General features: G+C 42.1%; 18 protein-coding genes. 9 read left to right on the forward strand and 9 right to left on the reverse strand.

Annotation, left to right across the window (positions count from 1 at the left end):
• Positions 1–32 precede the first annotated feature (32 nt).
• Positions 33–656 carry a response regulator gene (locus tag BM232_RS09220; protein ID WP_091713803.1) on the reverse strand — a complete coding sequence of 208 codons (624 nt, stop codon included), beginning with the start codon at positions 654–656 and terminating at the stop codon, positions 33–35.
• A 90-nt stretch (positions 657–746) separates the two neighbouring features.
• Between BM232_RS09220 and BM232_RS09225 the strand changes: the two genes are divergently transcribed.
• From BM232_RS09225 to BM232_RS09235, 3 genes are all read left to right on the forward strand, one after another.
• On the forward strand, positions 747–2,930 hold the full coding sequence (locus BM232_RS09225; RefSeq protein ID WP_091713806.1) for a CHASE domain-containing protein: 2,184 nt from the start codon (positions 747–749) through the stop codon (positions 2,928–2,930).
• Between the two features lie 90 nt (positions 2,931–3,020).
• Entirely contained in the window at positions 3,021–3,530 is a 510-nt protein-coding gene (locus tag BM232_RS09230) for an SRPBCC family protein (protein ID WP_091713808.1), read from the forward strand.
• Between the two features lie 134 nt (positions 3,531–3,664).
• On the forward strand, positions 3,665–4,858 hold the full coding sequence (locus BM232_RS09235; RefSeq protein WP_091713895.1) for a YbfB/YjiJ family MFS transporter: 1,194 nt from the start codon (positions 3,665–3,667) through the stop codon (positions 4,856–4,858).
• A 300-nt stretch (positions 4,859–5,158) separates the two neighbouring features.
• Here the strand turns inward: BM232_RS09235 and BM232_RS09240 are convergent, their stop codons facing one another.
• Together BM232_RS09240 and BM232_RS09245 are read right to left on the reverse strand one after the other, a co-directional pair.
• Positions 5,159–6,043: an AraC family transcriptional regulator gene (locus tag BM232_RS09240; RefSeq protein WP_091713810.1), complete on the reverse strand. Its 885-nt coding sequence runs from the start codon at positions 6,041–6,043 to the stop codon at positions 5,159–5,161.
• 53 nt (positions 6,044–6,096) lie between these two features.
• Positions 6,097–7,143 carry an NAD(P)-dependent alcohol dehydrogenase gene (locus BM232_RS09245; protein WP_091713813.1) on the reverse strand — a complete coding sequence of 349 codons (1,047 nt, stop codon included), beginning with the start codon at positions 7,141–7,143 and terminating at the stop codon, positions 6,097–6,099.
• A gap of 545 nt (positions 7,144–7,688) precedes the next feature.
• Here BM232_RS09245 and BM232_RS09250 point away from each other — a divergent pair.
• Entirely contained in the window at positions 7,689–8,564 is an 876-nt protein-coding gene (locus tag BM232_RS09250; RefSeq protein WP_091713816.1) for an ADP-polyphosphate phosphotransferase, read from the forward strand.
• 121 nt (positions 8,565–8,685) lie between these two features.
• Here BM232_RS09250 and BM232_RS09255 read toward each other — a convergent pair whose 3' ends face one another.
• From BM232_RS09255 to BM232_RS09280, 6 genes are read right to left on the reverse strand one after another with little or no spacing between them, the layout of a single operon-like run.
• Positions 8,686–10,662 (reverse strand): PhoX family protein, encoded by a 1,977-nt coding sequence (locus tag BM232_RS09255; RefSeq protein WP_091713818.1) that lies wholly within the window; start codon positions 10,660–10,662, stop codon positions 8,686–8,688.
• Positions 10,663–10,678: 16 nt separating this feature from the next.
• A complete protein-coding gene (locus tag BM232_RS09260; RefSeq protein ID WP_091713820.1) occupies positions 10,679–11,515 on the reverse strand; it encodes an energy transducer TonB in 837 nt (278 codons plus the stop codon).
• Positions 11,508–11,957, reverse strand: coding sequence for an ExbD/TolR family protein (locus BM232_RS09265; protein WP_091713822.1), 450 nt, complete (start codon positions 11,955–11,957; stop codon positions 11,508–11,510). The genes BM232_RS09260 and BM232_RS09265 overlap by 8 nt, the downstream gene beginning before the upstream one ends.
• Positions 11,958–11,964: 7 nt before the next feature.
• Positions 11,965–12,666: a protein TolQ gene (tolQ, locus tag BM232_RS09270; RefSeq protein ID WP_091713825.1), complete on the reverse strand. Its 702-nt coding sequence runs from the start codon at positions 12,664–12,666 to the stop codon at positions 11,965–11,967.
• A 10-nt stretch (positions 12,667–12,676) separates the two neighbouring features.
• Positions 12,677–14,599: a phytase gene (locus BM232_RS09275; protein WP_091713827.1), complete on the reverse strand. Its 1,923-nt coding sequence runs from the start codon at positions 14,597–14,599 to the stop codon at positions 12,677–12,679.
• A 28-nt stretch (positions 14,600–14,627) separates the two neighbouring features.
• Positions 14,628–17,126 carry a TonB-dependent receptor gene (locus BM232_RS09280; protein ID WP_091713829.1) on the reverse strand — a complete coding sequence of 833 codons (2,499 nt, stop codon included), beginning with the start codon at positions 17,124–17,126 and terminating at the stop codon, positions 14,628–14,630.
• A gap of 371 nt (positions 17,127–17,497) precedes the next feature.
• Between BM232_RS09280 and BM232_RS09285 the strand changes: the two genes are divergently transcribed.
• The 5 genes from BM232_RS09285 to BM232_RS09305 all read left to right on the forward strand — a co-directional run bounded on the left by BM232_RS09285 (position 17,498) and on the right by BM232_RS09305 (position 23,272).
• Complete coding sequence (locus tag BM232_RS09285) at positions 17,498–18,412, forward strand: GGDEF domain-containing protein (RefSeq protein WP_091713831.1); 915 nt, start codon at positions 17,498–17,500, stop codon at positions 18,410–18,412.
• Between the two features lie 3 nt (positions 18,413–18,415).
• A complete protein-coding gene (locus BM232_RS09290) occupies positions 18,416–19,444 on the forward strand; it encodes an AraC family transcriptional regulator (protein ID WP_091713834.1) in 1,029 nt (342 codons plus the stop codon).
• Positions 19,445–19,586: 142 nt separating this feature from the next.
• Positions 19,587–19,781 (forward strand): hypothetical protein, encoded by a 195-nt coding sequence (locus tag BM232_RS09295; protein WP_091713836.1) that lies wholly within the window; start codon positions 19,587–19,589, stop codon positions 19,779–19,781.
• 161 nt (positions 19,782–19,942) lie between these two features.
• Positions 19,943–21,976, forward strand: coding sequence for a molybdopterin-containing oxidoreductase family protein (locus BM232_RS09300; RefSeq protein ID WP_091713839.1), 2,034 nt, complete (start codon positions 19,943–19,945; stop codon positions 21,974–21,976).
• A 147-nt stretch (positions 21,977–22,123) separates the two neighbouring features.
• The gene (locus BM232_RS09305; protein ID WP_091713841.1) at positions 22,124–23,272 is read left to right on the forward strand and encodes a cysteine desulfurase family protein; all 1,149 of its coding nucleotides are present in this window, start codon (positions 22,124–22,126) and stop codon (positions 23,270–23,272) included.
• Positions 23,273–23,309: the final 37 nt, after the last annotated feature.

Raw genomic sequence — 23,309 nt, forward strand, 5'->3', positions numbered from 1 at the left:
CAATACGTGATGATAGCTAAAAAAGAGCCCCACTAATGGTGGGGCTTTTTTTGTGTATCTAAATAATGTTTGGCTTTAAGCACGGCTTCCGTTCGGTTTGATACCTGAAGTGTATTCAAAATAGCACGGACATGAATTTTAACGGTGCTTTCACTTAAGCCCATATCTAAAGCAATACGTTTGTTCGATGCGCCGTTTGACATCATAGCTAATACTTCTTGCTGGCGAGGCGTGAAATCAAAAGCTTCCTGGTGTGTTGGGTTCTTAGGCAAAGTGGGATGAATTGAAATACCATGATTGAGTATTAATGATAATGCTTGAATTATTTCCTCGTTTTTCATGGATTTAAGGATATAACCTAAAGCACCGGCAGCCATGGCACTCTGTGTATCTTCTGGATTATCTGAGGAGGTGATGACAATTAGAGGTATATCTGGGAAACGTTGCTTTATCTGTTTTATGCCATCAACAAAATCAAGACCGGGCATATGTAAGTCCACAATAAATGCCGACCAGTCTTGTTCTGATTGCATTCGTTGAATCAACTCATCAAAACTCGTCGCCTCAGTGCAGCTATAGTCTGTAAAGTGTTGCATTATCAACATGACTAATGCGTCACGATATAGCTCATGGTCATCAGCAATCAGCAATTTCATGATGTTTATTTATCATTCCTTCAGGTTGTATGGCAAAGTATCGCATGACCGTATTTTCTTGTCCTGTTGAGATGACTTAATCTGATCGTAATGAATACACAGCAAAAGTGGTTTTTACCTGAACGAACGAAAACGATTGCGATCTGGGCTGCTGTTGTTATGGTGTGCGGCCTGTCATTTTCACTACTTGGATTTCTTGAATTACAAAAAATCACTCAGCAACGCTTGTTTGTGGAAAGTGAAAAAAATGTACGTTCGCATATCGAACAAATTCAGACCAACATTGATATTTCCTTAGATTCATTAACGAATGTCGCCAACCTCTACCAAGCCAGAGGTGACATCAGCACTGAACAACTGCAACGTATATTTAATACTGAAACACATTATCATGCCGGCACCCGTGGTTTAGCCTGGGTACCAAAGGTAACTGAACAAGCGTTGCCAGAGTTTGAGCAACGTGTTCGTTCTGAGGGGGTAAGGAATTATCATGTCTATGATGTAACAGGTCATGGCATGCCAAAACCGGTGAATGAACATACCGTCTACTTTCCTGTTCGGGCAGTGTATCCGCCTTTAGGGACTGACCTGAGGTATGGTCTTAATTTAGCAGCTGTGGCAACACGTGAGCATGTGATGACCAAAGCAAGTAATACACATAAAACAGCTATTACCGATCGTGTCTCGATTTTTTATCAGCAACAGCATTTATATGGATTTCAGGCTTTCCATCCCTTATTTGATAAAGAACAGAATCTGTTAGGTTATGTGGTTGGCTTATATGATTTTGATGGACTATTTGGTGATGTGTTCGATAACGATGATGTCGGGCTGGCTTTATACGATGGCAGTACTAATAGCCAACAATTGCTTTATAGCAAAAATACCGAATTATCCAGCGTCATTCAGTTAAGGAAAAGTATAGATCTGCACTGGACGTTTCCATTGCAAGTCGCTGATAAACAATGGCTTATCAGTATTTTTCCTGATGTTAGTGAACACCGCGCATCTGGTTCCTATATACCTTATATTGGGCTGATTGCAGGGGCCATAATCACCAGTTTACTGTCGGTATATTTATTTCTGGCTTTATTAAGAGCACAACAATTAGCCGAAATGAGTCACTACCTTGCAGGCACCCATCAACAACTCGATACCCAAAAACATTTAAAACAACTGGCTGATGAAGCCAATGAAGCCAAGTCTAACTTATTACGTGCTGCCAGCCATGATCTCAGACAGCCTCTTCATACAATCGGCCTATTGACCGAGCTATTAACTCAAAGCCAGGACTCTAAGCAGCAAAAATTACTGGTTGGGAAAATTCATTCTGCCGTCGACAATATGGATACCATGTTTGGTGCCTTGCTGGATTTGAGTCAGTTAGATGCAGGTAAACTCAATAGCCAAGCCGATGTTTTCCCGATTAGCCGAATTCTCGATAAGTTATTTGTTGAATTTGAGATTGTGGCAGAAGAGAAGGGGCTTGAACTTCACTATATCTATAGCTCAGCGGTTATTAAAACCGATCCTAATTTACTTGAACGAATGCTACGGAATCTGTTGAGTAATGCGATTCGTTACACATCAAAAGGGCGAGTGATTATTGGTTGTCGACGTCATTCTGACTTTGTCCGAATCTGTGTGCTGGACTCAGGTATTGGCATAAAACAGCAGGCACAACAACATATTTACCAGGCGTTTTATCGTGAAGATGAAGCCCGGAAAATGGTTGATAAAGGACTGGGACTGGGCTTGTCGATCGTGAATAAAACTGCTCAAAACCTCAACTTAAATTTTGCTTTTCAGTCAGTTGAAGGTAAAGGCAGTCTATTTTATATTGATGCTCCATATGCCGATGCTGCTTTAGTGATAAATACTAGCGTGACGCACTTAGCAAGTTTTGAACACTTGAACCTGACTATCTGGTTAATAGAGGATGATGCTGATACGCGTTATGGCATGCAACAGTTGCTGGCAAGCTGGAATTGTCAGTGTCAGAGTTTTGCCGATAAAACCACACTGTTAGATTATTTAAAAATATCACCTCTAAAACCCGATGTCATTTTGGCTGATTATCATTTAGTTGGAGATAATGGCCTCGAGCTGAGCCAGTTGATCTGCGATTTCTATAAACAAATCATACCGACACTGATGGTGACCGCCTCAGTAGAACTGGAGCAAACGATCAGGCAAGTCGCCAAGCTTGATGTGTTAATTAAACCTGTTCAGCCAGAATCGTTGTATCGGTGGTTACGCAATACACTTAGCTAGTCCGATCGGACTAGTCCATCAGGAGAATAGCTTTAAACCGTATGGACTGAAATAATCATAGTTCCTCAAAAAAATAATAAGGACAAGACAATGACAACACGCACAGTTTTAAAAACCGCATTAACTACCGCGCTGATGTTGACCAGCTTATCCACTTTTGCAGCAGGTAATTTATCCGTTGACGAACAGGTTAGCGTGAATGCCAGTCCAGCTACAGTGTGGAAAATGGTGGGGAATTTTAATGGTCTGGATGTCTGGCATCCTGTTGTGGTTGGTAGTGATCTCAAATCAGGTAACAATAATGAGGTTGATGCAGAGCGTATTTTATCCTTAGGCAATGGCGGGACAATTCTCGAACAGCTCACAGCTTATTCTGATTCTGATAACAGCTACTCATATGCCATCCTGGAATCACCTTTACCTGTAAAAAACTATGAGTCAACTATCTCTGTATCGGATGATGGCAAAGGTAAATCAATTGTTAGCTGGAGCTCAACTTTTGATGCCGCCGACGGTGTTGATGATCAAGCAGCGATTGATGCAATAACAGGTGTTTATAACGCTGGCTTAAACCAGTTACAAAAAGATTTTGCTCAATAAATAAACGTTTCACAGCATAATTGATTACGCTGGAAAGAGGGGCTTTCCAGCGTATTTCTTTTTAAGATTTGCTTATTATTTACTGTCTGAGTGATAACATGCACACTGATTATTCACACTTAGATGGTTCATGCATGACTCAGCCTCAGACGGCAACACAAACTCAACGGATACAAGTTATTACAGCAGGTATCTGTGCAGTCATCTTAACGGTCGGTATTGCACGTTTCTCCTATACACCATTTTTGCCACACATGTTAAGTCAGACAGACTTAACGATTGTAAACGGTGGCTGGCTGGCAACGTTTAATTACATAGGCTACCTGACCGGTGTGATATTAGTATCATTCACCAATAATCTCGCGTTTAAGTTTCGTTTTTATCAATGTTGTTTGGTGATTGCTGTTCTGTCTACCATTGCAATGGGGATAACAACAGAACTCTATGGCTGGGTCGCATTGCGGTTTATTGCTGGAGTGAGTGGAACTGCTGGCGTCATATTGTCATCAGGCTTTGTCTTAAGTTGGCTGAAACATCATCAATTCAAGCCTGAGCTTGGCTTACATTTCATGGGGCTTGGCCTTGGTATAGCAATACCGGGAACAGCTGTCGTGTTGATGAATCACTTTTATGCCTGGGATAGTCAATGGATCCTGATGGGGCTATTTGGCATTGTGTTTTTTATACCTGCCTGGCTATGGATACCGCCACCACATTCAACACAACATAAAGCCTCGCAAACACTGGCTGAGCCACCGCGTAGTTGGATGATAAAACTTATCTTAGCTTATGCCTGTGCTGGTGTTGGGTATGTAGTCAGTGCCACTTTTATAGTGGCAATTCTGGAAGACATGCCTCAATTAGCTGGCAAAGGCGACTGGATATGGGTAGTACTTGGCCTTGCGGCAACACCGGCCTGTTTTTTATGGGATAAAGTGGCTAATAAGATAGGGGAGCTCAATACCTTATTACTGACCTATGTTCTACAGATTGTTGCAATTCTGATTCCCGTTTTTTCTGACTCATTGCTGACCAATATGATTGCTGCCGCTATCTTTGGTGTTACCTTTACCGGCATCGTTAGCTTGATGCTGACGTTTATTGGTCACAAATTTCCCAAAAATCCAGCAAAAGCCATGGCGCGTTTAACCATTTGTTACGGCATAGCACAAATCATTGCTCCTGCAGCAGCGGGATATCTGGCTAGTCATAATGGTAACTATCATCTTGCTTTGATTTTGACGGCGGTGATTATGGTTGCGGGAATAGTCTTTCTAGTCGCAGTCAAAAGTGAAAAGTTTGTGACGACAAAAGAAACAGTATATTAGGCAGGCTTTATTAGCCGTCTCTGAGAGGCTTTGCAGCTCAAGAGAATAAGATCTTAGATTTAATCATATACCTGAGTAGAAATAATACATTCTTTTTTGTGCGCTAATTCATAATAATTACAATCACATATTGTGACTTGGACGATCTTTATCTACACTCAGCCATTCGCAATGGAAAGCACTCACAAAAGTACATTCAATTTTTTATATATATTTATGTCGTCCACTTGTGAGTGCTTTCCGCCCATTATTCTTAGCCAAAATCTCAGTCGGAAACTCAGCTTAATAGCGCTTTAAGTTTTAAACGGCCATTGATTGAAGCTGAATATCTTTGCTCGGTGGCTGACCAAAAAAGCGGCTATATTCCCGACTAAATTGTGACACGCTGGAATAACCTACGTGCATACAGGCGGTACTGACATCCATCATTTTTGACAGCATAAGATGTTTCGCTTCATAAAGACGTAACTCTTTTTGAAACTGTAACGGACTCATCGAGGTTATCGCCTTAAAGTGATGATGAAACGATGAGATGCTCATATTGACGCGTTCAGCCAGCTCATCCACTTTCATCGGTTCAGTAAAGTTTTCCTGCAACCAGGAAATAGCCGCCGAGACTTTTTGTAGATGGGAATCTGTGGTTGCAATCTGTACCACCAATTTGCCGATATGACTTTGTAACAGGCGAATATAAATTTCTTCCATCACTAATGGTATGAGCAACTCGGACACACCTGTTTGTGCTGACAAAGCAATTAAACGTGTAGTTGCTTCGATAATGTAAGGATTAGCCGGACCGATGAAAATAGGTTTGCTTGCAGTCGTTTTTGGTAGACCGTATGGAAAGACTTTTAATGCCGTTTCAGCCAGTTTTTGCTGATCAATATCAATGATCAGACATAAATAAGGTTCATCTTCACTGGCCTCAATAATCCTGGCAGAGACGGGCACTTCTGTGGAATAAACAGCCATTCTGGAATCATCATACTCATATACATCAGTGCCGATAATGGCGCGTTTAGCACCTTGAGCAATAACGCAGATACCAGGCTGGCTATTACCTCGAACAGCGACCTCGTCAATGTGTGATACACGAAAAACGCGGACACCGGGAATAGGTAAATCAAACAGGCCATCGTGTGGGGCATAGCGGCTAAGCAATTCAGCCAGAGGTTTTGTATTCATATGTGTTGTCAGAAAATGAAAAGGGCAGCCAAAACTGACTGCCCAGATACTTATTACGCTTCTAATGAGGCCATATCGATAACAAAGCGGTAACGCACATCAGAACGTTCCATGCGATCAAACGCCGTATTGATCTCATCCATTTTGATCATTTCACATTCAGGCAGAATATTCATTCGACCACAGAAATCCAGCATTTCCTGTGTTTCTTTGATGCCACCAATTAATGAACCGGCAATACGACGACGGCCAAAAATCATGGGTGCTGTATTTGGGCCTTCAATTGGCCCAATCTGGCCAACCATAACCAGCGTCGCATCATTATCTAATAAAGGAATATAGGGATTCAGATCATGGTTGACGGGAACGGTATCAATAATGACATCGAAGCCAGAAGCTGAGGCAGCCATGGCATCTTCATCTTTTGAGACCAAAAAGTTATGTGCACCTAGCTCTCTGGCATCGGCTTCTTTTTTAGGTGAAGTACTTATGACGGTTACTTCTGCACCTAAACCCACGGCAAGTTTGATGGCCATATGGCCCAAACCACCCATACCAACCACGCCAACGCGACTGCCTGGACCAACATTCCATTCTCTTAAAGGAGAATAGGTGGTGATGCCTGCACATAATAAAGGTGCCGCTTTAGCCAGATCCAGGTTTTCAGGGAGTCGTAATACAAACTCTTCACGTACGACGATGTGTTTAGCGTAGCCACCTTGAGTCATCTCACCGGTAATGCGATCCGGTGATCCATACGTCAAGGTGAATCTATTACGGCAATACTGTTCATGATCATTATGGCATTCATCACATTCCTGACAACTATCTACCATACAGCCGACAGCCACATTGTCACCAATTTTGTATTTAGTGACATTCTTACCGATAGCCGTGACGCGACCTACAATTTCATGACCGGGTACAACAGGATAAGAAGAACCACCCCAATCATTTCTCGCGACATGCAGATCAGAGTGACAAACACCACAATAGAGAATTTCCATTGCTACATCATTATCAAGCAATTCTCTTCGTTCGAAGTGAAATGGAGCGAGTGGGGTATCCGAAGAATGAGCGGCATAAGCAACAGTTTTCATAGATGAAACTCCCTTGAGTAAAAGAATTAAAGATGAGAATACTATAGGTGGAAAGGCAATATTAGACTTGCCTGATTCTACAACCTTTATGTGTATTACTACATGGTTATTGAGCTAGTAAATATCTATCCCCGCTATCAATGGGGATGATTTTTCACATATATCAGTAGTGACTAAACAATATTCAGAACGTTCCTGTTATGTCTTTTTAAGTACCTATAACACCATCATCATTTTTGGTGATGTGTACCGTGGTTGAACGGGGCGTGTTTTACCATCAGACGCGGGATAGTTTAAACCCGGATGCTGAATATCTTGTTAGGGTGAATAGCGTTATCGCGAGATGAAATAAGCTGGTGTTCTGGACAATATGATCAAGTTATTTGATCAAATTAATTATCACTGGGAGCACGTTTTGCACAAACGTGCTTAACATTCGAAGTTAGAGAATGTTGATACAGCGTTGTCTGATATCATTCAAAGGTAGACACTTTACGACATTGAGACTAACAAATAGCACTGGCTCTAATCGGGGGATAGCGACAATGAAAATAGACAGCGATACATTTCGAGTACATGCGGGAGATAAGGTGAACTTGAAAAAATGGCCTACTGAAATCAATGCTATCTATGACTCTAAAAAAGACTACAAAAAACAATTAAAATCACAGGTGACAATGTTAAGTGAATTACAACGGCGGCTTTATGCGTCCAACCGTTATTCCCTATTAATCATCTTCCAAGCGATGGACTCAGCCGGTAAAGATGGCACCATTCGTCACATTATGTCAGGCATTAATCCTCAGGGCTGTCAGGTTTTCAGCTTTAAACATCCCAGTTATTCAGAACTGCAACATGATTTTTTATGGCGCACTAACGAATGTTTACCTGAACGTGGCCGTATCGGTATATTTAACCGTTCCTATTATGAGGAGGTGTTAGTGGTTCGCGTGCATCCAGAAATCCTGCATAGTCAAAACCTGCCCGATAAATTATTGAGAGATGAGGCGATATGGCAACAGCGCTACAACTCCATTAATGACTTGGAAAATCATTTATTTCAAAACGGCACACGAGTGATCAAGTTTTTCCTGCACTTGTCTAAAGAAGAACAGCGTAAGCGTTTTATTGCACGGATCGATAAGCCAGAAAAAAATTGGAAGTTCACCTCGGCGGATATGAATGAACGAGGCTATTGGGATGAGTATATGACGGCTTATGAAAAATGTTTAACTGAGACCAGTAGTGAGAAAGCGCCTTGGTATGTGATCCCGGCAGATGACAAAAAAAATGCACGATTAATTACCTCGCAGATCATTCTTGATACGTTTGAATCATTAAAAATGGAATATCCGCAGGTCAGTAATGAACATCGTGCTGAGTTACAAGCCTGTAAAAAACAATTGTTAAAAGAGAAATAAAGCCATTACCTGTTTTAACACAGTTATTGTGGAATAACGCTAAGCGATTGGCTAAGAAAAAGAACAGACATGACAGGTCATTCAAAACCTGTCATGCCAAATGTATGTCTTTATTCAGCCACTATGTGCCAATAACACCGCCATCATTTTTAGTGATTAGCACAGTCGTCGAGCGGGGGCGTGTTTGTCCATCAGAAGCAGGGTAGCTCAAACCCGGATGCTGAATATTCACCCACATCGCTTTGTAATCAGGACTCCAGGTTATGCCTGTCAATTCGCACCCCCTCGGGCCAACCAAAAAGCGTTTGATTTCCTGTGTTTGTGGGTTGGCACATAACACCTGATTACAGCCCATATTGACCATAACAGGATCTTCATCATCATAGTCAGTCAGAATCCATAAGCGGCCATCACGATCAAAACCTAAGCCATCAGGAGAAGAGAAAATATCTCCTTGAATATCGCCAACTAAATGTGCTGGAACCGGCTGGCCTTTAGCATCTGTAGAACCCGCTTTTTCACCAGCCAGTACAAATAATGACCAGTTAAAAGTTGTTGCTGCCGGATCAGCCTGATCTTCCATGATTTTAATTATCTGGCCGTGACGATTATTGGGACGTGGATTAGCCGCATTGAGCTCAAACTCTTTACCACGTTTATTGTTGTTGGTAAGTGACACATAAACATCCAGATTATGTGGATTGACTGTAGCCCATTCCGGACGGTCCATTGGCGTTGCACCCAATATATCAGCAGCTGCACGGGCATTAACCAGCACTTCGGCCTGACTTGGGAATCCATTCTCAGCGGTGAGTCCTTCATTGCCATGTACTAATGGTAACCAGCGTCCTGTGCCATCATCATTAAACCGACCGACATACAGAGTACCTTCATCGAGTAGGTCTCGATTCTTCTGCATATCAGCTTTATCAAAACGTTGTGAAGGCACAAATTTATAGACATACTCACCCTTGGTATCATCACCTGAATAAAAAGCTAGTTGTCCGTTTTCAGCCATAGCAGGTGCGACACATTCACGGCAGAAGCGACCAAACGCAGTACGTTTGACAGGTTTACTTTGTGGGTCAAAAGGATCAATCTCAACTACCCAGCCAAAACGGTTAGGCTCATTGACATAGCCTTGATGGGGCAGTGAATCGTCAGGCGTGGCATCAAAGCGTTTATCGATGGTACTCCAACCGTAATAATTATCCTGTTTGCCAGTTGAAATGCCGTAACGCTTATGAGAAACACGTGACTGATAATCCTTTTTGTCATGATTCACAAAATAGTTATGCCAGTTTTCTTCACAGGCCAGATAGGTTCCCCAGGGTGTGAAACCATTCGAGCAATTATTCAAGGTACCGATAATCTCAATGGCATTTGGATCCGAAACGGTTTTGAATAAATCATGACCAGTTAATGAGCCACTAACTTTCATTGGCGTTAAGGTTGATATACGGCGGTTATAAAGAGAAGGGTAGACCCGTTGCCATTCTCCCTGACTATCTTTTTTGACTTCGATAACGCTGACGCCGTGAGCCGCTTGTTCTTTTTTGACATCATCAAGCAAGCGTTTGCCCTGTTCATCATAGCTCAGGCCATCTGTGTGCAGGGTCGCATTGATATATTCATGATTGATCACCATCAGACCACGGTTATTATCATTAGGGAAAGCAAAAAAATGCATACCATCATGATTATCGCCAGCCTGTTTTAGCTGTTCCTGCCAGCTATTACTGGCATCAGCTTTCCATTTTGTCGCACCGGTTTCAACAGGATCTCCCCAGGAGAAAAAGGCCTTTGCCTGATAGCCATCAGCCACCACAACTTCGTCAAATAAAGGATCGGTACGTGGCTGAATATGTTGAAAACCAATATATGGTGCAGGGGGCAGAGCATTATCACCGGCAAATGCTAAACGACTTGATAGATTCAGACCTAAAAAACCTAAAGCAGCCGCATTTAAACTGCCTTTTAATACATCGCGACGTGACATGGCGATGTTATTCAGGCTTTTTTCTTGAGTCTCATTAATTGCCTCATCATCGTATGACGCCAGACGTTGATGAAAATCTGATGATGTTGAGTGTGTCATAAGCGTTTATCTTCCATTAGTGAATACGGTATTCAAAAGTATTACGAACATTTGTTACAGCTACAGCTTTGCCATTAACGATACGTGGCGAATAACGAAAAGTTTTGGCTGCAGCTAACGATGGTCGTTTAAACAAAGGGTGACAACCGGCTAATACTTCAGCTGACTCAACCCGACCTTGTTTGTTAACGGTATATCGCACTGTGCAATCGCCTTCCAATCCTTTTCGTAAAGCACCTCTAGGATAATCCGGTGCCTGTTTTTCAATCGGTTTATAGTGTTCTACAGAAAATGTGTCAGTTTCTACCTCATTTGAACTTATTTGTACTTTTTGAGCTTGATTAGCACTTTTATTCGTTGCCACGGCCTGTTTATTAGGGGAGGGCTTTAGCCGTTTTTCCTGATTAACGGTTTTAGTCACTGGTTTAACAGGTTTTTTTTCAACGGTTTTTGTTACCTTCTCTATCTTCTTTTGAACCGTTTTTTTGGGCACAGGTTTCTCTATCGGTTTTTTGATAGGTTTCTCAACTCGCTTGAAGGCAAGGTTATTTTTCTCAATCGCCTTTTTAACTGCCTGCTTGGGTTCAATAACTGGTTCGGGCTCAACCGGTGGAGGCGTCTTTTCAAGCACTTTTTCTTCAATAGGGTTGTGTTGTTTTGGCAGTTCAAACATTTGAATATTGATTGTTTTTACCGCTGGCTCATGTTGAATGGCAGGTGTCCATGAGCTAAGCAATAAGCCAGCAATGGCCAGATGAAACAAACCCACTTCCAATAAAGCGGATTTATTGAGTTTAGCTGAGGAAAATGGCTGACTCAGATACTGCTGTCCAGGCATTGCTAATTCAGGCATCGGGCGACTCCGTAATCAGACCGACATCCGCAATCCCGACTTTTTGTAATGCAGCAATGGCTTTCACAACAGAGGCATAATCAGTACTTTTATCACCACGGATAAAAAATAATAATGCCTCGTGTTGCAGCTTGATTTGTTCTATTTTATTGATCATCTCATCTAATGAGACCGCCTGATCAGAACGTGATTGAATATCAACCTCGGGGCCGACATTCCAATAATAACTACCATCGGCGACCACGGATAAGGTCAAAATTGTCTTTTGACTATCAGTGGGTAGCGCTTCTGACGCGATTTTTGGTAACTCCAGTTTCACGCCTTGTACCAGCAGGGGAGCAGTGACCATAAAAATCACTAACAACACCAGCATGACATCGATATAAGGCACCACATTCATTTCTGCTTTCAAGGCATGTTTGGCAACAGGTTTTCTCAGCATGGTAACCTCACGCAGCCTTTGCCAGTGGCGTGCGATGCAAAACACGCTGTAAGCGAGTGATAAACTCATTACCGAAATGATAATAACGGGTGCTGATATCACCTGCGCGTTTACTTAATTGATTGTATGCCACAACGGCTGGAATAGCCGCAAACAAGCCAATAGCTGTAGCAATCAAAGCCTCAGCAATCCCCGGTGCAACGGTATTCAATGTGGCCTGTTCAACCTGAGATAAGCCAATAAATGAATTCATAATGCCCCAGACAGTGCCAAACAAACCGATATATGGGCTGACTGAACCAATCGTGGCAAGATAGGACAATCCTTTTTCTAATTCGGCTTCCTGCTCGCCAATATTGACCAGCATGGCACGCTCAACATTTTCGACCTTTTCATCTTGTGACATAGAAGACACATGCTGATATTTTTCATACTCCTGCCAACCGGTCTGAAAAATAGCAGGCATCGCTTTATATAAGGTCACATCAGTTGTTGCAGCTGGTAATACACCCATATCAGCTGTTTGTCTGAATTGTTGCTGAAACTGTTTGTTTTGTTTCTCCAGACGACTTAGTACATTTGAACGCCATAGAATCAAATACCAGCTCACCATCGATGCTACGACCAGAATTAACATCACAATTTTGACTAATACACTGGCATCACTCACCAATCCCCAAATAGTCATTTCATGCATTGTAGTTTCCATGATTGACTCCTTATTTACTCTGCTTAGTCAGGCCGAGTTGATCAGCAATCACCGACCATGGCACATATTTAAAGTTTTGATTTTCCAGTGGCATACGATTACGGCCATCTTGCACAACCAACATGCCTTGTTGCCATGGCTGACCAAAGTTGACGCTGCTCACATCCAGACCGTCGGTTTCTGAAACACCGTCAATACCGGCAGCTGTATTAAAGCCAATACGAAATACGCCGCGATAGGTAAATGGAGGTAGGGCGTCCAGAATGACATAGCTGTCATTGCCCTGACTGGATATCAACAAATAATCCTGTTTATCACTCTGATATAAACTGATGCCTTCAATATCATCTTTCAGATGCTCGCCAACCGACATGACTTGGGTCATTACCGTAGATTGATCGGCCCGGGCATCAAGTGCCCATACCGCTCTGTCTTCTTCACCAATAAACAGTCGATCATGTTTATCATCAGCCACACAGCCTTCAGGTTGCGTAGCGACTTTAAATTCACGTACCAATTCACCGGCAATACGGCCATGGTCTTCTTTCATCAGGTATTGGAAGAAACGACCATCTTTATCATTAACAATAGTGTAGATATCACCCTGTTTATTTTTATACATACACAGGCCGTAAATATCCTGTGCCGTAGTGGCAACTTCACCCAGTTCAGTGACAAGTTGATTTACTGGATCAATTGCAAACACGTGCAGTGAGTTATGATCACGGTTACTCGCAACCGCTAAATCAATCTGTTTACCATTGAAATCAAAACCATGACGGACATCGACATTATTCAGTCGTCCAACCGGCAAAAACTGCTGGGTTTTGCCTTTTAAATCATAAACAACTAAACCGCCTTGTTTATCCGTGCCTAAAACCAGACTTTGTTCAGGATGAGCTTTATTAACCCAAATAGCAGGATCATCAGCGGCATCCCCTAAACTCGGAACGGGATCGGTTTGTATTGCTGGTTGAACCAGAGGAATAGAGGCCGGTGCTGCCAGCGATTTATGCGGCCATGCTAAGGTGTAGAAAGCTAAACCAGCATCGTGTTTGATGGCAATCTCTAACTGTTTCCCATCCACTCTGACACTAAGCGCTTCAGGTTCGATAACATTGTGTAGAGCAAATTCTGATTGATGCTGCCACTTTCCATTATTATCAAGGTATATGTGTAAAACGTTGGCTTTTGCATCCAGAACTAACAAGCCACCAGGTACGATAGCCATTCCGGCAGCACTATCTGTTAGCTGACCAAAGGGTTTAGTAAGTGCAATGGGGTAGCGGCTCAAATCAGCTTCCGGATGAGCATCATAAGACCAGATACCGACATTTTCTTCATTGATATACAGTCGTGATTGTGAATCATCCACCTGACAGTATTCACTATCAGGTGGTGTGCTCAAATGGCGAATTAATTGAGGGAGAGCAATGGGGGAGGAGGCATCAGCTACCAGCCATTGCTCTCCTTGTCCCTGTTCACCAACCAGAAACAAGAACCCATTTTGTGCCTCATCCTGATACAGGCAAACACTTTCAATTTTAAATGCTGGTTTTGGCAGATATGTGGTTGCTGTCCAGCTATCAGAGACGTTGTTAAACAAAGTCAGCATTGCCTGTTGGCGATCCAGATCAACGGTCGCTACAAGTAAGCCTTGTTTCAGCTGACGCTCGTCAAGACTGCCGAAGTTACCTTTTAACAGGCTGAGTATTTTTCCCTGTTTGTTTTCAAGAGCAATGCCTTTGTGTTTATAAGACACAAGACGATCAGCCTGAGCAATACCTGTTTTGTTAACTAGCTGTGCAGATTCTATATGTGAATTAGCTGCTGAATTCACTGCTTTCAAAATGTCATCTGCAATTGCAGAAAGGGGTAAAAACATCATCAGGGATGACGCTAATATTGTCGGTTTTAATGTTAAGTTTTTCATTTTATATTTCTTTGTTTATCAATATGTTTTAGAAGTTTGTTAAAGTGAATCCAATTTTTATAGTTGGACCGTATTCTTCATATTGATTGTTGTATGTACTGCTACCGGTATAAACATAGTAGTGTTCATCGGTCAGGTTTTTCGCTTCCAGGCTGATTTGTGCATTTTTGCTAATAAAGTAGCTGCTGCTGAAATCAAGAAAGACCTGATCATCGACATACTCATCATGTTGTTTATCACTAACCGCAGCCACTTCTTTTAGATAAGATGATTTGTAATTAGCAGATAAACGCATGCTGACTTTTTCATTTTCCCAACCGAGCATGACATTACCCACTCGTTTTGATTGACCGGGTAAATCGATACTGCGTTTTGTATTCTGGCCTTCAATATCCGCTTCGGAATGACTGATGGTGAAGTTGGCACCGACTAATAAACCGTTCCAGGGCGAGGGTAACCAGCTTAATTTTTGGCTGTAGGCCAGTTCTAAGCCATAGACTTTTGCGGTATCACCATTTTTGAATGTGTTGGCTTCTTTGAAATTCTTGAATGCACCTGTGCCTGATATATCCGTTTCATACACAAAGTCAGAAATATCTTTATAGAAACCATAAGCGGAGATAGCGCCTGCATGGCCCATATAGTGTTCGATGCCTAAATCAAAGTTTTTAGCCGTCATTGGATCCAGACTAGGATCACCAAAACTGGCCTTATCACCACTTTCGATAGAAAAACCAGGTGCCAGGGCTTCAAATGTCGGTCTGACAACGCTATTGGTCCAGGCGGCTCTTACTTGCGTATTATCATCGATGTAATAACGGGCATGGAGGCCTGGTAACCAGTTGTGGTAACTGTTTTTACTAGATATCTCCTGGAAAACATCATCGCGAATACCGGTGCCTTTAGCTTTAAAGTCCGTTTGTTCATATCGCATACCCGCGATAATGGTCCAGTTATCCAGATCCAGCGTATTCATTACATAGGCTGCATTGATATCTTCATTCATGACGTAGTCATTAATGCGTGATTCTTCTTTATCGATGTTGCTGTCAAAATCCAGCTTTGACAACAAATTCTTTACAGCCGAACTACTGATACCAGGCCCATAATTATTTAATGAATAATCGACATTACTTCCAGCAAACGCAGCTAAACTGGTATCGTTCGAGCCAAAGTTTTTAAACTTCCAGGCATTGGTATCATTATCTTTTTCACGACGAGATAATTTGCCACCAAACTTCACTTGTGATGCATAGTTGTGAATAGTGAAATCGCGTGCAAGATCAAACTTTACGTTTTTCTCAGTATCAGTCGTTTTTTGTTCTTCCCACTCGATTTTATCCAGTGAGAAACTGCTGGGATCGTAATAATCAGCCCCGGCAAATAATTTTGGTTTTGATGTGCCTGTGAATCCGACATTATCGAAGCCGCCTTCGAATTTGGCTCCACCTATATGACCAGGTGTATCCTCACTTGCACGGCTATAACCAATTTGGCCATCAATCTTCCATAAACCAATGGTTTTTTCACCACCAAAAACATACGATTGAATTTCTTGTGTTTCTTTACGATCTTTTAATTCACGATATCCGGTTGCCCCATTGCCAGATTCACTTGGCAGTTGTGGGTTATCAAACTCCATACCTGCTGCATTACGAGTTTCTGTATCGGTGAAACGACTATATAAAGTACGTAAGTAATAGTTTGTGTAAATATCAGCTTTATAATCGAAGTTAACCCCTAAACCTAAGCGTTCACGTTCAATTTCATAATCACGTTGTTCGAGTTCTTCCAGACGTGGCTGACCATCAAATTTCCATTTACCACCTGTTTCTACATTATCTGAACCAAACTTACGTTTTTGCCAACTTAATGCGGCAGCTACGCCGAAGTTATCAACGCCATCGCCGATGCTAAAGATATTACTCACTGCACCAGAGCCTTTGGGGCTGGTTTTATCGATATTGTCATCGTGGCTGCCTTCAGCTGAGAGGGTGTAGAACAAGCCGTCATGATCAAATGCCGATAAACTTTTAACGTTAATGGTGCCACCGAGTGAGTTCGCGTCCATATCTGGTGTCAGCGTTTTGACCACAGACAATGACTGGATTAATTCACTGGGCAATACATCAAGCGCAACCGCACGGGTGCCACTTTCGGGGGACGGCACATTGGTACCATTGATATTGACGGCATTAAGCTCAGGAGCCAGACCACGAACTGTGACAAAGCGGCCTTCGCCCTGATCGTTCTCAACTGAGACACCTGGCAAACGTTCTAACGCTTCAGCAGCATTATCATCAGGTAACTGGCCGATGCCATCGGCATGTACAACACTTTCAATGCTATTTGAATTACGTTGTTCTTTCAGGGCTTCATCAATCTGTACTGCCTGACCGATGACGCGTACTTTTTCCAGATTGATATCATCATCTGCATAAGCAGAGTTCATAACACTGGCGATACCGAGTGCAATCAAACTGAGTTTGAAATTCGGTCGCTCAATATTTCTGTCTATTGTTTTCATAACTACCCTTGTCGTCATAGTGGTTTGATGGCGGCAAGTGTATGGAGGCTAAATGACAGTTAGATGACAGTAAAAATTTAAAATGTTTGAAATCAATAACTTATAAACACTTTCTGTTAGCCGTTGAGCTGATATGACTTAGGGTTTATAAAGATTTTCAATGCTGAGCTATACTGAGTTATGACTAGGTAAGTCCTATGGAAACAATGAGATACCTGTTTTTTTATAACTGACAACAGCCTAGAAAAATAAAAAAATAACCATTTTTTGTGAGCTGATTTGACTGCACAGATTGTCATGAGTCTGTCATTTTTTTCGCGTAGTGTCGCCGACATTCGACTAATTCAATGAGTCTGAGCTTGGTTAAATCAATGAAAAAAAGACCCTTTTTAAACACCTCGTATTTCTCAGGCCTTTTGCTAACCGTTATTACTGGCTTCACTATTATGAGAAGCTGGGGAGAGGTAAAAAGCATATCGGCAATTAACTGGCTCGATGTTATGTCAGAAGGAGGTATGGTTTTGTTGGCCTGCTTCTGGCTGGCATTATTGTTACGTAGTCGACCAGCAGGAAGAGTCACACAGTTATTAGCATTGGGTTTATGTGGGATTGTTTTTTCATGGTCCATGGATTTCTTAGACGAATTCATTCATATGCCTTCGACATTAATCTGGCATAACTGGCTGGAGAGTATGCCGATTCCCTTTGCATTAATTCTGTTAAGTATTGGTATTTATCACTGGCATCAGGAAGAGATTGCTATTAGTGCTCAAATGGTAAAACGTGAGCGTTATTTCCGTGAGCATCGTTTATTTGACAAGCTCATTCCCATCGGTGGTGCAGCCTATCTTAAAAAGCAGCTCAAATTATCCCTCAGTGAAAGCAAAAAACAGCAGCAACCACTGGCTTTAATAGCGATTGATTTGGACGACTTTAACGTCATTAATCGTTTGTATGGGGTAGAGGAAGGTGATCATATACTGCAACTGGTTAGCCAGTTATTACTGCTGAATCTTCGTGATGAAGATTTAATCTGTCGTTTGGCAGGAGATCGTTTTATTATCTTGCTGCACAATACTAATGAAACAGAAGCAAAGCAGTTAAGTCTCGATCTGCAAAATGCCGTGGCCAGTTTTGCCTATCGCACCAAAACCCACCATCAGCGCGTTTATCTGAGCGCGACAAGTGCAATCACTATGGCAAAAACCGATGACTCTGATTCACTTATCAAACGTTTAAATTTACAGTTGAGTCAGCTTAAACAACGTTCGCTTGCTGCTAGTTAAATTATGGCAAAACTTGTTAAAACATTGGGGTATGAAACTGATACGCCATGCTTAGTACCGCATTATCAGCCTGCGGTATTAGTTGAGTTGACGCTTTCACGCGATGTTTCTGACTACCACTTATTAAAGGGGACACGTTTAAAGCTTGATGATTTTGAGTCGGCTGATAAACGGATTAGCCCAGATCAATACCTCAGCTTAATCAGAAACTGTCAGAAACTGACCGAAGCTGATGACATCAGTTTTTTATATGGACAACGCTTGTTACCAGGCTTTTATGGTGCGGTGAGTCAAGCGCTGCAACAAGTGACTAATTTACGTCAGGCAATTGATATTCTTTGTGACTATCACGTTATTCTGTCACCACTTTATACGCCGCGATATTATGAAAATGGCGAGGAGCTATTTTTATATTGGACTGACAGTACGGGTAGTCATGAACAACATGCTTTTATTATTGAGTCCACTATGTCGGCATTTGTCTCCATGGTCTCATGGTTATCCGGTGAAAAAATGCCCTGGCAGTATGAATTCAGCTACGACGAGCCAGAATATATTGAACAGTATTGGGTTAACTTTGGGCAAAACATTAGCTTTAAGCAGCAGATGAACCGTTTACGTTTACCGAAACAATTTCCGGATAAACCCTGGCCTAACGCCTTTAAACTGGGCATTCACGGTGCTTTAAAAGAAAGCGATAAGCAGTTAGCAGAGGAATATAGTCAATACAGTTTTCTCGACCAACTTTATGAATATATTCAACTGCATATCAATGAACCGCTTAATCTGGATAAGGTGTCATTTGCTTTTGGAGTCAGTCCGGCATCAATGAAACGTAAGCTAAAAAAACATCACACCAGTTTTCAGCAACAACTGGATTTAGTCAGAAAGCACACAGCTATTTATTTATACGAAGTGCAACAAATGAATAGTCAGCAAATTGCTGAATATCTTTGTTTTAATGATATGAATAATTTTCGCCGTGCTTTCAAACGTTGGACTGGTATCTCTCCTTATCATTTATTTGCATAATAATTCGAAGTGGTTAACACATTTTGTTTTATTGCTTGCTTACTTAAGCTTTGCTTAATCTCGTTCAGCAAGAATTCAGTTTCGTAGGTTTATAACAGAACTGTAGCTAAGCATTAGCTCAGTCAATTTAAGGAGTCATCCTATGAACAGATTAAATACTTTTCTCTCAATCAGTGCTTTAAGTTTAGCCAGTTCAGCCGCTGTAGCTGTTGCCGACGACAACAAAGGCTTTGAATCCAAAAAAGCAGATAGCATTACCAGTAGCCTTGTTGATGACCAACAACAGACGAAGAATCAAACAGATATCAATAAGTATCAAGAGTTAACCAAAAAATAACTTGCTAATGATGACCTTGTAACTGTTACCGATACCACTCCTCATCGGTAACAGTTTTTTTTATGGCTTGTAGTAACAATCCATTTTTCTACTGTATTATCTCAACAGCACACCGACAACGACGTCTTCAATTCTGACTCAAGTGATCGGAGAAATAGATAATGCGTCGTTCTGAAAAAACTACCATCAAGACTTCCTGCCCACGAGACTGTTATGACAGTTGTGGCATTTCAGCTATTGTTATTGACGGCAAAATTAACCGAGTTCTTGGTGACAGTGATCATGAAATGACCCACGGTGCACTTTGTGCCAAATGTGCCTTTGTCTATAACGGTGTCTGGATTGATCCCCAAAAACGCTTAAGCCATCCATTACGGCGTACAGGTCCTAAAGGTACACATTCATATCAGGAAGTGAGTTGGGATGAGGCCTTAAGTGATATTTCGCAACGGCTTCAGTCAATTATCGAACAGTCTGGTGTCCAATCAATTTTCCATACCCACTACACCGGGATCTGCTCGCTTATTGCTGGTAACTTTCCTTTACGTTTTTTTAATCGTCTCGGGGCGACAGAAGTGGATCCCGACACGGTCTGTAATAAGGCCGGACATGAAACATTGAGCCTGATGTTTGGTGACTCAATGAATGGCTTTGATCCCCGCACAGCAAAGGATACGGATTGCCTTATTATCTGGGGAGCCAATCCTTCTGCCAGTGCACCTCATGTGCACAAACGTTGGCTACCGGATGTTAAACAACATGCCAAAGTCATTGTGATTGATCCTATTCGCCATGAAACGGCTGATTTCGCTGATTTACATCTGCAACTCAGACCGGGAACCGACGCGCTACTGGCGTTTGCCTTATTGCATGTTCTTGCGCGTAACGATAATTTGGACCAGGACTTTATTGCCAACTCGGTATTAGGTTGGGATGAAATTGTTGATGATATTCATAAAACCACACCTGAAGTCGCTGCTGCGATTACTGGCCTGTCAGTCACTGATATCGAAACAGCTGCAGAATGGTTTGGCTTCGGACGGTCAATGTTGTGGTTAGGACAAGCATTACAGCGGCAAACTCACGCAGGAAATATCATGCGTTCTGCCAGTTTGTTGATTGCCGGCACAGGTAACATCGGCAAGCCCGGTAGCGGATTTTTGTATATTAATGGTTCTGAGTCTCGTCAGATTAATCTTGACTGGCTAAGTGGTGCGGCTTTGAACGCTGCTCCCGCTGAGGCTATCAGCCATATGGATCTGGCTGAGACATTGGCCGATCCAGAAAAGAGCAAGGCCTTGTTTTCCTGGAATAATAATATTGCTGCCTCTAACCCTCAGCAGAAAGCATTACATCAGGCGCTAAGGCGTGATGATTTATTCCATATTGCTATTGATCTGTTTCATACCGATACCACAGCTTTTGCTGACTATATCCTGCCAGCATCTTCATTTCTTGAATTTGATGATGTCTTGTTGCCTTATTTTCACTATGACGTCTCAGCTATTAATAAAGTCATCGAACCTATCGCTGAGAGCTTACCTAATCAGGAAATATTTCGCCGTTTAGCTGCAGCAATGGGCTTTACCGATACAGCATTATTTGAGTCCGACCAAAGCCTGATTGATCAGATCTTCGAACAACTTGATATGCCCATCAGTTTTGATGAACTGAGAGAGAAGGGCAGTATGCCATGGTCTGAACAACCGCTTATTCACTATGCTGATGGTGTCTTCCCAACAGCCAGTAGCAAAATTGACGTCGCATCAGATAACTGGCTGGCAGCTGGTTTAAGCCGAAGCCCTACAGCCATTGCAGATCAATCACCAAAATCCCATTATCTACGACTTTTATCACCAGCCGATCCTTTTCTGATGAATTTCAGTTATGGCAATGATGACAAGATTGCCATGAAAATTGGTGAAGCCACCGTTAGCATTCACCCACAAGAACTTGCAGACAGACAACTCGTTTCAGGCCAGAAAATCACTCTGAGAAATCACTATGGCACGCTTGAGGTTGTTGTTGTCGCTAGTGATCGAGTGCCGCTCGGGGTGGCTTTATTACCGAAAGGTCGATGGCCTTCCTTGGAAAAGTCTGGCGCAAATATCAATGTTCTTAATGATGGTGCAAAGACTGATATTGGCCAAAGTAGCGCCGTACATAGTATCGAAGTTGAGCTGGTGTCAGTTTGAAACCAGGCCTGATGGTCATTCACTTAATTTTCTTATCAGATAAAAAATCGTTTTAAACGTAGCCAGTAACAGGCTTTTCTCGCTATCCTATACGGTCAACCTTTGTTGTATCTCTTCGTGTGTGACGTCGTAAATGTGGAGCAGTCAATGCAAACCGGTAGTTCAATATACCTAGATTATCAGGCAACAACGCCATTAGAACCTCGCGTTGTTAGCGTTATGGCACCCTATAATCATGAGATTTTTGCTAATCCACATTCGACAGCACATGTGTTAGGTCAGCAATCAGCGGCAGCGGTTGAGGCCGCGCGTAGCACGATTGAAAACTGTATTAATGCCTCTTCTGAAGAAGTGATTTTTACCTCTGGTGCGACAGAGTCAAACAATCAAGCGATTGCCAGTATGATATTTGGAAATACTACAGATCGCCGTGACATTCTTATCAGTGAAATTGAGCACAAATGCATTAAAAATGCTGCCCATTTTTACGCGGCTAAATTAGGTTACAAAGTTAAAGAAATCCCGGTGCATAGCTCGGGTTTGATTGATGTTGATGCTTATCAATCTTTATTGTCTGAACAAACCTTATTGGTCTGCATTATGGCCGTCAATAATGAAATCGGCACTATTCAGGATGTAAAAAGGTTTGCTGAAATGGCCCATCAATCAGGTGCTTTATTTCATTGTGATGCCGCACAAGCACCTGAAGCTATAGATATTGATGTGAAAGACTGGAATGTCGATATGCTGAGTTTGTCTGCCCATAAAGTCTATGGTCCCAAAGGCATCGGTGCGCTTTATATTAAAAATGATCTGCAGGCAGAGCTACCACCGTTCATTCAGGGAGGAGGGCAGCAGTTTGGGATGCGTTCAGGCACCTTGGCAACGCCACTTTGTGTCGGTTTTGCTGAAGCTATGCGAATCACCAAACAAGAAGCGAAAAGTAACCGTGAAAAGTTATCGCATCTAAAACGTTTCTTTCTGCAACAGCTGGAAGAAGCGAATATTCCATTCAAACTCAATGGCACGCAAACTCAGTGCCACCCTGGTAACCTTAATGTGCAATTCATCGGCTGCGATGCAAACAAGCTCTTAGAAAAACTCCAGCCCAATGTCTGTGCCTCTACTGGATCAGCATGTAATAGTGAAATGGTCTTGCTTTCACATGTATTAAAAGCGATTGGTCTGACAGATGAGGAAGCCGGCTCGTCATTACGTATCAGCCTGGGACGTTTTTCAGATGAATCACAAATTAAACAAGCTGTAGCCTATATAAAAACGGCGATAGAAAAATAATATCGCTTTGTTTGAATGTGATAACCATTTCTTAACT

The organism is Methylophaga sulfidovorans (genome assembly GCF_900114205.1).
Lineage (GTDB): Bacteria > Pseudomonadota > Gammaproteobacteria > Nitrosococcales > Methylophagaceae > Methylophaga > Methylophaga sulfidovorans.

Bases quoted from the DNA above. Each gene is read 5' to 3' on its own strand.
- BM232_RS09275 (WP_091713827.1), bottom strand. From the start codon at position 14,599: ATGAAAAACTTAACATTAAAACCGACAATATTAGCGTCATCCCTGATG.
- BM232_RS09305 (WP_091713841.1), top strand. From the start codon at position 22,124: ATGCAAACCGGTAGTTCAATATACCTAGATTATCAGGCAACAACGCCA.
- tolQ (WP_091713825.1), bottom strand. From the start codon at position 12,666: ATGGAAACTACAATGCATGAAATGACTATTTGGGGATTGGTGAGTGAT.
- BM232_RS09240 (WP_091713810.1), bottom strand. From the start codon at position 6,043: ATGAATACAAAACCTCTGGCTGAATTGCTTAGCCGCTATGCCCCACAC.
- BM232_RS09265 (WP_091713822.1), bottom strand. From the start codon at position 11,957: ATGCTGAGAAAACCTGTTGCCAAACATGCCTTGAAAGCAGAAATGAAT.
- BM232_RS09295 (WP_091713836.1), top strand. From the start codon at position 19,587: ATGAACAGATTAAATACTTTTCTCTCAATCAGTGCTTTAAGTTTAGCC.
- BM232_RS09230 (WP_091713808.1), top strand. From the start codon at position 3,021: ATGACAACACGCACAGTTTTAAAAACCGCATTAACTACCGCGCTGATG.
- BM232_RS09290 (WP_091713834.1), top strand. From the start codon at position 18,416: ATGGCAAAACTTGTTAAAACATTGGGGTATGAAACTGATACGCCATGC.
- BM232_RS09245 (WP_091713813.1), bottom strand. From the start codon at position 7,143: ATGAAAACTGTTGCTTATGCCGCTCATTCTTCGGATACCCCACTCGCT.
- BM232_RS09255 (WP_091713818.1), bottom strand. From the start codon at position 10,662: ATGACACACTCAACATCATCAGATTTTCATCAACGTCTGGCGTCATAC.
- BM232_RS09285 (WP_091713831.1), top strand. From the start codon at position 17,498: ATGAAAAAAAGACCCTTTTTAAACACCTCGTATTTCTCAGGCCTTTTG.
- BM232_RS09235 (WP_091713895.1), top strand. From the start codon at position 3,665: ATGACTCAGCCTCAGACGGCAACACAAACTCAACGGATACAAGTTATT.
- BM232_RS09280 (WP_091713829.1), bottom strand. From the start codon at position 17,126: ATGAAAACAATAGACAGAAATATTGAGCGACCGAATTTCAAACTCAGT.
- BM232_RS09260 (WP_091713820.1), bottom strand. From the start codon at position 11,515: ATGCCTGAATTAGCAATGCCTGGACAGCAGTATCTGAGTCAGCCATTT.
- BM232_RS09250 (WP_091713816.1), top strand. From the start codon at position 7,689: ATGAAAATAGACAGCGATACATTTCGAGTACATGCGGGAGATAAGGTG.
- BM232_RS09225 (WP_091713806.1), top strand. From the start codon at position 747: ATGAATACACAGCAAAAGTGGTTTTTACCTGAACGAACGAAAACGATT.
- BM232_RS09220 (WP_091713803.1), bottom strand. From the start codon at position 656: ATGAAATTGCTGATTGCTGATGACCATGAGCTATATCGTGACGCATTA.
- BM232_RS09300 (WP_091713839.1), top strand. From the start codon at position 19,943: ATGCGTCGTTCTGAAAAAACTACCATCAAGACTTCCTGCCCACGAGAC.